The organism is Caldicoprobacter sp., from assembly GCF_047459465.1.
In the GTDB taxonomy this organism is placed as follows: Bacteria; Bacillota; Clostridia; order Caldicoprobacterales; family Caldicoprobacteraceae; genus Caldicoprobacter.
In genome coordinates this window covers 1-3,411 of sequence record NZ_VSCO01000170.1, presented here as the reverse complement: position 1 = coordinate 3,411, position 3,411 = coordinate 1, and the positions used below count along the sequence as shown (strand labels likewise).

Below are 3,411 nucleotides of genomic sequence, written 5' to 3'. Positions count from 1 at the left end.
CTAGGGAATCTATTGATTTCCGCATGTCGGTACTCCCGCACGCAAGATAAACCTTTTGAGTACTGGCCAGTCCTAACATAGTGTGCTCAACACCTTTACTACATCTAGCAGCAGTTTCTCATTAAAACCCTGTCTTACCTCAATAACAGCAGGACCTACTTTTACGGTTAAAAAGTTGCATCCAGATGTGTCTTCTTGGCCACTTAAATTAACAGGTAACCATTGTACTGTATTATCAGTTTGTTCTTTTAGAGATTCTTTTCTTAGCCAATAGTACAGCTGTCTTACGCTTATGTTGTGCTGTTTGCAAAATTCCTTCTTGCTTAAGCCGCTGGACTTATATGCCTCAATCCTAGCTTCCCACTGTTGCTTACGCTCTTTGTGCGTCATAGATAATCCCTCCTCATCATTTCTATGGAGGAATTATCTCACATCTGATTACAAATTTTTAGGTGTGCTCTATTTGACGCTTACGGCTTAACAGCCAACTACGTTGCGCGAAACAGCATGTTTGCCAAGCAAACCGCACAATTGTGTGGTCATAGAAGTACAAAAAAGTCTCGTTTAGAGACTTTTTTGTACTCATGCATCTTATTTTAATACTCCACCTTCTATAACCACATCATGTTCCAGGTTCTATAACTATATCATCAGGATTTATTGAATCGCCATAAAACGGACGTAATGTCTCTTCAAAATTTTTGTGCATGAAGTTTTCCTCGCCGAGTTTTTCAAGTTCTTCGTTCAGCCAGTTTAAAAGCTCTGTATTACCTTTTTTAACCGCCGGAGCAATTGTATCTTGACCTCCTAAGGAAGTGATTCCAACGGTATATCCTTCATGTTCCCTGGCCCAGGCAAAGAGCATTGTGTTATCATGGGCTAAAGCATCGCCACGCCCATCTAGCAATGCCTGGAAAGCCTCGGTGTTTTGGTCATACTTCAGAAGTTCAATATCGGGATAATTTTTGGTAAAGAAAATATCGGCTGTCGTTCCTTTATTTACAATGAGCTTCTTCCCTTTTAGCTGAGAAACATCGGTGATAACGTTGTCGTTTGGCGACACAACCCCAAGGGAAACCTTCATATATGGAAGTGCAAAATCAACAAGTTTTTTCCTCTCATCCGTTACTGTAAAGTTTGCAAGGATGATGTCCACTTTATCAGATTGCAAGTATTCAACTCTGTTGGCAGCCTCTACAAAGACAAATTCAACCTTCGATTCATCGCCTAGCAAATCTTTTGCAATTCGTCTTGCTAGATAAACGTCATACCCTTGAACTTCTCCATTTGAATCCACATAGCCGAAAGGAGGCTTATCGCTGAAAACGCCAATCCTCACTTTGCCATATTCCTTTATTCTGTCAATGGATGATTTAGTATTGGATGATTGTGAAACGCAGGCTGTTAATGCCCCCACTATGAGTACCAGAGCAATAGCCAATGGGACAAACTTGCTAAATTTTTTCATTATTATCTACTCCTTTCTTATACTCTTTGAAATTAAATATATTTAAAAAATTTTTTGCCCTTTCTGTTTTAGGATCTGTAAAAAACTCCTGGGCCCCCGCCACCTCGGTTATTTCTCCTCCATCAAGGAATATGATCCTATCCGCTACTGCTTTTGCAAACTCCATTTCATGAGTAACGATAATCATGGTCATGCCTTCTTTGGCAAGTTCCAGCATAACATCCAAAACCTCTCTTACCATTTCAGGATCCAGCGAAGCTGTCACCTCGTCAAATAACATGAGCTCAGGATTCATACATAAAGCCCTGACTATTGCAACTCTTTGCCTTTGACCCCCTGACAGCTGCCTGGGATAAAAATTTTTTCGATCCAATAGACCGACTCGGTCAAGCAACTCTTCAGCCTGCCTGGCCACTTCTTTTTTATCTCTTTTTTGTGCCTTCAGCGGCCCAAGCAATATATTTTCGAAAACAGTCATATGCGGAAACAGGTCATAGCTTTGAAATACCATTCCGATTTTTTGCCTTATCAAGTGCCATTTTGTGCTGTCTTCATTGATCACCTCCCCATTTAACTTTATTTGTCCAGACTGTATTTCTTCTAGCCCATTAATACACCTGAGCAAAGTGCTTTTGCCACTTCCTGACGGGCCCAGGATGACGACTACTTCCCCTTTTTCAACAGAAAAACTTATATCTTTAAGGACATGAAAGCCATCAAAATACTTATTTAAGCCAATAACCTCCAACAAAGCCATGCTAATTCATCACTCCTTCCAGCGTAATTCCAGTTTTCTTGCAAAAAGCGATATGGGATAGCATATTATGAAGTATAGGAAGAAAATAAAGCCATACACCCAGAAACTCGCTGAAGGGCTTTGCAATACGAAGGACTCTATAACCTGCTGTCCCACCTTTAACACCTCAACTACTCCAATCAATACAACCAGTGAGGTCGTCTTTATCATACGAGTTACCAGATTAATGGTACCCGGAAGCAATCTTCTGATCGACTGGGGTATTATGATATAGCTATAGATTTGCAGGTTGGTAAGTCCAATTGCCTTTCCGCTTTCTTTTTGATGTTTGGGCAGCGATGTTACTGCCCCCCGTACCAAATCCCCCATTTCGGCTGTCCCCCATATGGAAAATACGATGACCGAAACAACATCTCCCGCTATATGAATCCCCGTAAGCTTTGGCACGCCGAAATAAAATATGAAAAGCCAAACCATCACCGGAATAATTCTGACAGCTTCCAAGTATGCCCGGCACACGAGCCTTAATAACTTGTTTTTTGATGTCATAACTATTCCAAAGGGTATTCCGAATATGATGAATATGATGACTGAAATAAGGGCTATCTTTACGGTTACCAGCAGTCCACCCATCAACCTATACAGGTTGTTGCCCTCTATAAGTACCCTAATTCCCAAATCCTGCATACCTCAGCCTTCTTTCTATGTAAGTTAGCAATAATGACAGCGGCAGTAGAATAATCAAATATGCCACGACCAGCATAAGCAGCGCCTCATTGGTTTTATAGTAAATGCCTATAATATCCTTTGTGACAAACATCAAATCCTTCAGCGATATGGCGCTGACAATGGACGTCTCCTTGATAATAAATATTGCATTTGCCCCTATACTGGGAATTGAAACAGCCAATGCCTGAGGGAAGATTATATACCTGGTCACCTGTGCTTTAGTTAGTCCAATGCTCAATCCTGCCTCTATTTGAGCCTTACTGACAGCCTCTAACCCCCCTCTAAACGCTTCTGCCATATAACTGCCGCCGAGGAATGCTAAGCCTATAACAGCGCAGGTGAATGCTCCTAGCTTAATGCCTACTTTCGGCAAGCCGTAATACAAGAAGAATAGCTGTATAAGCAACGGTGTATTCCTTGAAAGCTCTATATACCAATTGACAATTTTTTTCAAAAA

Annotated in this window: 5 protein-coding genes; all 5 read right to left on the bottom strand. The window is 41.1% G+C overall.

The genetic code is table 11. From position 1 onward, the window contains the following. Positions 1 to 72 precede the first annotated feature (72 nt). Entirely contained in the window at positions 73 to 390 is a 318-nt protein-coding gene (gene tnpA, locus FWJ59_RS08740; protein WP_025748331.1) for an IS66 family insertion sequence element accessory protein TnpA, read from the bottom strand. Positions 391 to 622: 232 nt separating this feature from the next. Continuing rightward, positions 623 to 1,468 carry a cysteine ABC transporter substrate-binding protein gene (locus tag FWJ59_RS08735; protein ID WP_414481558.1) on the bottom strand — a complete coding sequence of 282 codons (846 nt, stop codon included), beginning with the start codon at positions 1,466 to 1,468 and terminating at the stop codon, positions 623 to 625. Then, on the bottom strand, positions 1,455 to 2,225 hold the full coding sequence (locus FWJ59_RS08730; protein ID WP_414481557.1) for an amino acid ABC transporter ATP-binding protein: 771 nt from the start codon (positions 2,223 to 2,225) through the stop codon (positions 1,455 to 1,457). Before FWJ59_RS08730 ends, FWJ59_RS08735 begins: the two co-directional genes overlap by 14 nt. A 9-nt stretch (positions 2,226 to 2,234) precedes the next feature. Continuing rightward, the gene (locus FWJ59_RS08725; RefSeq protein ID WP_414481556.1) at positions 2,235 to 2,912 is read right to left on the bottom strand and encodes an amino acid ABC transporter permease; all 678 of its coding nucleotides are present in this window, start codon (positions 2,910 to 2,912) and stop codon (positions 2,235 to 2,237) included. Continuing rightward, positions 2,893 to 3,411 (bottom strand): amino acid ABC transporter permease (locus tag FWJ59_RS08720; protein WP_414481555.1); only part of this gene is annotated, 519 nt, incomplete at its 5' end. The genes FWJ59_RS08725 and FWJ59_RS08720, both read right to left, overlap by 20 nt.